Here is a 6939-nt window from a genome sequence, read left to right as displayed (position 1 = left end):
CTCAGTTCACTTAGGTCATGCCGCAACATCTGAAGGCCGACGCGTCGAAGGTCACCGTGTATCGGCACTTCGCCGACAAGGAAGGCCTGTTCGTGGCCGTCGTCGAGTCCGCCATCGAGGAGGCCGAGGCGCGCTCGCGCTGGATGGTCGACGGCTCGCCGACAGCACGGATCTGGCCGCGGAACTGCGTGCCTTCGCCCGGCAGCACGTGGCCGTCGTCACCCAGCCGCACCTGGTGCGGATGCTGCGCATGCTGATCGCTGAAGCCGAGCGGTTCCCCGCACTGGCCACGGCCTGGCACCGCCGCGCACCTCGGCAGGCGCACCGCACCCTGGCCGTCGTCATCCGCCGTCTCGCCGACCGGGGCCTGCTGGTGGTCGATGACCCGACCTGGCCGCCGAGCACCTCAACTACCTGATCCTGGCGGCACCGCTGGATGAAGCGATACTGACCGCTCGAACACGGCGTTTCCACAGCGCCGGCTCCACCGCTGGGCAGACCAGGGCGTGCGCGTCTTCGTCGCCGCCTACGGCGCCGACCGCCAACGATCCGCACACCAACCTCAGGAAGGAGCCCAATGAGCTCCCGCAGGCGCCTCGCGTCAGCGAGATGGACAAACGGCCAGCACCATCGCACGTTCCCACCGGCGCTGCGGCGTTCGCGGAAGACGTGGCCATCCGACTACGCCCGAACAGGCCAACGCCATCGTGCACTGGTCGGACTTCGATACTGGTGGCCACTTCGCGGCCATGGAGACCCCCAGCCGGCCATCGTCTCGTACATACGGCGTCCGTAGAGGTAGGTGCCGACCGGCCGTAGGATCGTTGATGAAGGTATGGACCTCCTTGTCCGGTTCGGCCAGTCGAACGTGCCGTACTCGTCCGAGATGTAGCCGTCGAGCGACGCGATCGCCGAGTAGATCAGCCTGGCCATCGTGGACCTCCGTTCACGCCTCCACCGGTTCTCGGGCGGATCATCGTATGCCGGGCAGGAGGTGGCAACGACGACCTCCGGTGCCGGTGGTCTTCGAGTCGAGGACGCAGTGGCGTTCGGGTCAGGCGGTGCGGTGTGGGAACAGGCAGGAACGGCGGTCACGCCGGGTCGACGGGGTGGAAGCCGGTGCAGACGAGATCGAGCCGGCTGAGGCGGCCGTCACGGACCCGCGCGTAACCGGACTGCTCGATGAGGTGCCACTGGTCGGGTGCCCACGCGGGGCGGAGCCGGAACCGGTAGGCGACGAACTCCCGTCCGGCCATCGTGTGATGGGTGAGGTGCTGCACCTCGAACGCGGCCACGGTCCCGTACCACTGGTGGAACGCGGCGACGGCCTCCGCGGCGGTGTGCGTCTCGACCATGTGGCGAGGCAACAGGATCCGGAACCAGACGTCGTCGGCGAGCAGGCCGCGCAGGGCCGCGAAGTCCCGCCGGGCGAGCGCATCCAGGAACGCGCGGGCCGTGGTGTCTGCCTTCGGGGGTGCGTACAGCGTCGTGCTCATGGGGTTCACGTCCTTTCAGGCGGCGATGGCCTCGTGGTCGAGCGCGGCGATGGCGAGCGCTTCGCGGGACATCTCGCGGCTCAGTTGGATCAGCAGGTCCCGCAGCCGTGGCAGGTCCCAGGCGTAGGAGGCCACGGCGTCGGTGATCCCGAACATCCGCCTCGACAGCTCGTCTCGGGTGCGCTGGTAGGCGGCCAACTCCTCCGCGGCATCCCCGACCGGTGCTGTGATGGCACGGGCCAGCAGCTCGGCGTCGCGCAGCGCGTCGGTGATGCCGTGCGCGGTGATGGGGTCCTTCAGGTAGCCGGCGTCTCCGACCAGTGCCCAGCCGGGACCCCAGGGCTGCCGCAGGTGACCCGCGGCGCCGAGGTGTCCGCGGAGCCGTCCATCGTGGCGGGCGATTGGGATGCGGGCGGCGATCTCCGGTGCCGCCTGTCGGAGCAGTCGTCCGAAGACCGTCTCGAGGTCACCGTCGAACTCGGCGCGGAACCGCGTCGTGGCGGTGCCCACCCAGACACCGACGTGCTCGCCGTTGGTGGGGATGAGTCCCGCGGCGACGCCGGGCCGGTAGAACCACTCATCGCCGTCGACCGATAGCCCGGACCAGTAGCCGTAGATCATCGCGCTCGACCCCTGGCCGGACATGTGGTCCCGGGCATGGACGGTGCGCGCGATCAGCGAGCGTGGGCCATCTGCCCCGATCGTGATGGCGGCGCGGGCGGACCGCGTGCGGCCGTCGCGGTCGCGGTACGCGACGCCGGTCACCCGTCCGGACCCGTCGCGGTGGACGGCACGCACGTCTACGCCGAAGCGGACCTCCGCGCCCGCCGCGACGGCGGCCTCGACGAGCAGTGGGTCCAGCAGCGTCCGCCGCGGGTTGTACAGCGCGTCGACACCGGCCTTGGCGCTGATGTCGACGGCTTCGGCGTCGTCGCCGTAGTGGATGATCGTGCGTCGGATCGGCGGGGTGCCTGCGTCGACGATCCCGTCCAGCAGCCCCCACCGACGCAGCTGCAGGACGCCGCCACGCATCAGGGCGTGCGTGGAGAGCGTGTCGGCGCCAGGGCGCGCGCGGTCGAGCACCAGGACGCCGAGGCCGGCACGGGCCAGGAGCATGGCGGTAGCGGCTCCCGCGACACGCGCGCCGACGACGATGGCGTCATGGGTGGCGGTCTCGGAGCCCGCGGTCCTGGATCGCCGGATGGGTGCGACGGTCATGGTGACGTCCTCTTCGTCTTCAAGGTCTGATGGCACGCTACGGACAGCGGGCGGCGCCAGCTTGGAGACGTCATGGAGACCTCGTGGAGACCTCAGGTAGGGTCGGCGATGGATGCGCTACGTCTTCGGTGACTGTGAGGTCGACACGTCGACCCGCGAGGTGCGCCGGTCGGGCGAGCCCCAGCACGTCGAACCCCAGGTGTTCGACGTGCTCATCCACCTCATCGACCACCGCGACCGGGCGGTCTCGAAGGAGGAGCTGCTCGACGGCGTGTGGGGGGACCGGTTTGTCAGCGAGTCCGCGCTGACCAGCCGGATCAAGTCGGCACGCCGGGCCGTGGGCGACGACGGGCGGGAGCAGTCGGTGATCCGCACGGTCCGTGGCCACGGGTACCGCTTCGTCGGAGATCTGCAGGTCACCACGGCGGCGGCCGAGGACGTAAAACGCGACGGGACCGCGACGGCCCGCACGCTGCTCGGACGGGACCGGGAGCTGGCGGCGTTGCGGGGTGAGCTGCGCGCGGTGCTCGGTGGTGGCCGCGGCCTCGTGATCGTCTCGGGCGAGCCCGGGATGGGCAAGACGGCGCTGGTCGAGACGTTCCGCGCATCCTGCGACGAGGTTCCCGGGCTCGCGGTCGGGCATGGCGGATGTGTGGAGCAGCACGGGTCAGGTGAGCCCTACCTGCCGGTGCTGGAGGCGCTCGACCAGCTCTGTCAGGGCGACGGCGGGTCCGTCGTCGCGGACCTGCTCGAGGAGCACGCGCCGACCTGGCTGATGAACCTGCCGGGCGTCCTGTCCGGACGGGACGTGGCCAGCCTGCAGGTCCGCACGCTCGGCAGCACCCGCGAAAGGATGCTGCGCGAGTTGGGGCACGCCCTGACCGTGATCACCCGCGGGCAGCCCGTCGTGCTGGTGCTCGAGGATCTGCAGTGGAGCGACCACGCGACCGCCTCGATGCTCGGATGGCTGGGGAGCCAACCGCACGGTCCCCGGCTCCTGGTCGTGGGCACGTACCGGCGCGCCGAGCTGCAGGCACGCAGCCACCCGCTCGCGGCGGTGGTCGCCGAGCTGCGGGCACACCAGCAGTGCCGTGAGCTGGCCCTGCCGCCGTTGGACGAGGCGGCGGTGGCGGCGTTCGCCCGCGAGCACCTCGGCGCTCCCGCCGACGCCGCGGTCTTGGAGGCGCTGCGCCGCCGCACCGAGGGCAACCCGCTCTTCCTCGCCAACGTCCTGCGGTCATGGGTGGAGCAGGGACTGCTGCGCACTGACGGGGACGAGGTCACGCCGGCTGTCGGCCTCGCGGAGCTCGACGAGTACGTGCCAGCGGACCTGCGCGAGCTGATCGTGCAACGGTGGCGGCGGCTCGACGACCGACAGCGCACGCTGCTGGAGGCCGCCAGCGCCGCCGGACGCGGCTTCCCCGCAGCGGCCGTCGCGACGGCCGTCGCGGTCGACGCGGACGCGTGTGAGGACTCCCTCGCGTCGTTGGCCCGGACGTCGCAGTTCATCGAGGAGCGCGACGCCACGGCATGGCCGGCCCACGCGCCCACGGGACAGTTCGCATTCACGCACGACCTGTACCGCTCGGTGATCCACGACCAGATCTCCACGGGACGTCGCGCCCGACTGCACGGATCGGTCGGCCGGTGGCTCGAGGATGCCCTGGGGCCTGGCGCCGACCAGCACGCGGCCGAGCTCGCCGCCCACTTCGTCGCCGCGCACGAGCCCGCACCTGCGCTCCGCCACTTGCGCACCGCCGCCGAGCAGGCGTTGCAGCGCAACGCCTACGCCGAGGCGGTCCGACACGCCCGTGCCGGTCTCGAACGCACGACGGTCATCGAAGACGCCGCCGAGGCCGCCCGCACCGAGATCGCGCTGCAGACCCTGCTCGCCAGCAGCCTGATCCCACTGCGGGGCTGGGCGGACGGCGACGTGGAGCAGGCGTATCGGCGCGCCTGCGAGCTCGGCGAGGACCTCGACGACGACCCGTACGCCTTCCGCGCACGGTACGGTCTGGCCACCCTCCACGAGTACCGGGCGGAGTACGAGCGCTCCCAGGAGCTGATGCGGCAGGCTCTGAACCGCGCCGCCGACGCTGACGACTCCGCGCTGATCGTCGGGCACGAGCTCCTGGCGTGCTCCCAGTACCACCAGGGGCACTTCGACCGGGCGTTGCAGAACGCCAGCCACGGCCTGCAGCTCTACGACCCCGACCGCCACCTCCCGTTGATGGCCGGCGCGGGCGAGGACCCGGCCGTGGCCTGCCACGCGTGGGCGGCGCACGCGTCGTGGTTCCTCGGGGACGAGGGCGCCGCGCTGGACCACATCGCGCACGCCTTCGAGCTCGCGGAGGACAACCGTCGGGCGTTCAGCCTCGCGTACGCCCACGAACAGGCGGCGATCCTCCACCAGCATCGCGACCGACCGGACCTCGTCGCCCGCCACGCCGCCACCGTCTCCCGTCTCGGCGCCGAGCACGGCTACCCCTACCGACAGGCCACGGGCGCGATCCTGCACGGCTGGGCGGTGGCCGCGGGCGGAGCACCCGCGCAGGGGCGGGCCGAACTCGAGGAAGGCATCGGCCGGTATCGCGCCACCGGCGCGGCGATGGACCTGCCCTACGTCCTCGCCCTGCTCGCGGACGTGGCGATCCGCATGAACGACACCGCAGCGGCGAGAACGGCGCTCGATGAGGCCGACGCACTCGTCGCGGAACGCCCCGCCTACTTCTACCTCCCAGAGCTCGCGCGGCTGCGTGGGCTGGTCCACCTCGTCGAAGGCGACCTCGACGCCGCACGGGCCCACCTCCTCGAGTCACGCCGGTCCGCCCAGCGAGCGGGAAGCCCGCAGCTGCTGGCGCGCGCCGATGCGGCGCTCGGCGAGGGGCTGCCTGACACCGCCGCCAGCGCAACCGACGGGCCGCCGTGACGTGACAACGCCGTCGCATGCTCGCGGACCGGATACGTTCGTGGAGCATGGGAGTACCGACGTACACCACCGTGCGGACCGTCGTGCGACCCTGGCGGATCGAGGAGGCGGACCGTCTGCTCGACATCCGCGGCCGTGAGACGGTCGTCCGCTGGTTGAGCGAGCCCACGCCATGGAAGGACATCGAACAGGCGCGAGACGCCATCACGGCGTGGTCGCAGCCGAACGCGCGTCACCGGGCAGCGACCGGCGGTCGCGGACACTGCGCCCGCGCGCCGATCCGGCGATGGGTGAATAGCGGTAGATCAGCCGGTGCAGGGCCGCAGCCCGAACTCGATGGCCGAGCGCGGTACGTGCTCATCGGGGCCGTCCCTCGAACGTTTCGCGGTGCACGCCCAACCGGTCGAGCGCCTCCTCGAACGCCGTCGGATGCACCAGCTGCCGCAGCACGTCAGCATCAGCGGGCGCAACCATCCGGGTGATCGACTCGACGACCCGTTCGGCGACCGAACTGCTCCACCTCGATGCCGAACGACTCGATCAGCGATGCCAGGTAGCGCTGCACCGGAGCCTCGTCGCCCGGAGGGATGACCGTCGGCATCGAGATGAGCCGTCAGGCGACATCGGAGGCGGACGGAGGGCTCAGGACGGACATGTGCGACCTCGGGACCATGGGTGACGACCACTCCCCGAGCACTGGTTCGCCGTCGCAGGACTGACGGTCCGGTGCCGTCGGCTGGCAAAGCGTTCGACGCGATCGCGATGGCGTGACGATCAGCGCGCCGGTCCCGTACGCGACGGCGGTGACGTGGCTTCGACGCGTGGGCAGTGCCACCCATGCTGACGGGCCGGAACCTCCGGCTGTGGAACCACCCTGGGAAACGCACCTGACCGCATACCGGCCGTCGGGCGCGGCGACCCGGCGATGGCCACCTGCGGGTTCGTGTCCTACGCCCACGCCGGTCTGGGAGCTGTACCACAGCCGATACGACGTCGCCCAGGAGCCGAACGAGCCACTCCGCTGCGGCTGGACCGTCGAGATCGACCCCTACGACCCGACGTTCACGCCGCGCAAGCGGACCGCCCTCGGCCGCTACAAGCGAGAGGGCGCGACGACCCGGCTGACCGCCGACCGGCGGGTTGCCGTCTACTCCGGTGACGACGAGGTGTTTGAGTACATCTACAAGTACGTCACCGCCAGTCGCTACCAGCCGAACGATCGGGCGCACAACCTGAACCTGCTCGACGAGGGGACGTTGTACGTCGCCCGCTTCGACGTCGATGAGGACGGCAACG

At 71.1% G+C, this 6939-nt stretch carries 6 protein-coding genes; 4 read left to right on the top strand and 2 right to left on the bottom strand.

Annotated elements, in window-relative coordinates:
- Positions 1-17: 17 nt before the first annotated feature.
- Together VK923_04045 and VK923_04040 are read left to right on the top strand one after the other, a co-directional pair.
- Entirely contained in the window at positions 18-257 is a 240-nt protein-coding gene (locus VK923_04045; GenBank protein ID HSJ43838.1) for a TetR/AcrR family transcriptional regulator, read from the top strand.
- On the top strand, positions 209-418 hold the full coding sequence (locus VK923_04040; protein HSJ43837.1) for a TetR/AcrR family transcriptional regulator C-terminal domain-containing protein: 210 nt from the start codon (positions 209-211) through the stop codon (positions 416-418). The genes VK923_04045 and VK923_04040 overlap by 49 nt, the downstream gene beginning before the upstream one ends.
- Before the next feature lie 673 nt (positions 419-1091).
- Here VK923_04040 and VK923_04035 read toward each other — a convergent pair.
- Together VK923_04035 and VK923_04030 are read right to left on the bottom strand one after the other, a co-directional pair.
- Positions 1092-1496, bottom strand: a complete 405-nt coding sequence (locus tag VK923_04035; GenBank protein ID HSJ43836.1) for a nuclear transport factor 2 family protein — start codon at positions 1494-1496, stop codon at positions 1092-1094.
- A gap of 15 nt (positions 1497-1511) precedes the next feature.
- The gene (locus VK923_04030; GenBank protein ID HSJ43835.1) at positions 1512-2714 is read right to left on the bottom strand and encodes an NAD(P)/FAD-dependent oxidoreductase; all 1203 of its coding nucleotides are present in this window, start codon (positions 2712-2714) and stop codon (positions 1512-1514) included.
- 112 nt (positions 2715-2826) lie between these two features.
- Here VK923_04030 and VK923_04025 point away from each other — a divergent pair, with 112 nt between their 5' ends.
- Together VK923_04025 and VK923_04020 are read left to right on the top strand one after the other, a co-directional pair.
- Positions 2827-5643, top strand: coding sequence for an AAA family ATPase (locus VK923_04025; protein HSJ43834.1), 2817 nt, complete (start codon positions 2827-2829; stop codon positions 5641-5643).
- Positions 5644-6506: 863 nt separating this feature from the next.
- A partial coding sequence (locus VK923_04020; protein ID HSJ43833.1) for an alkaline phosphatase PhoX occupies positions 6507-6939 on the top strand: 433 nt, incomplete at its 3' end.

It is taken from the genome of Euzebyales bacterium (assembly GCA_035461305.1).
Classification (GTDB): domain Bacteria; phylum Actinomycetota; class Nitriliruptoria; order Euzebyales; family JAHELV01; genus JAHELV01.
This window is presented reverse-complemented; position numbering and strand designations above follow the sequence as displayed.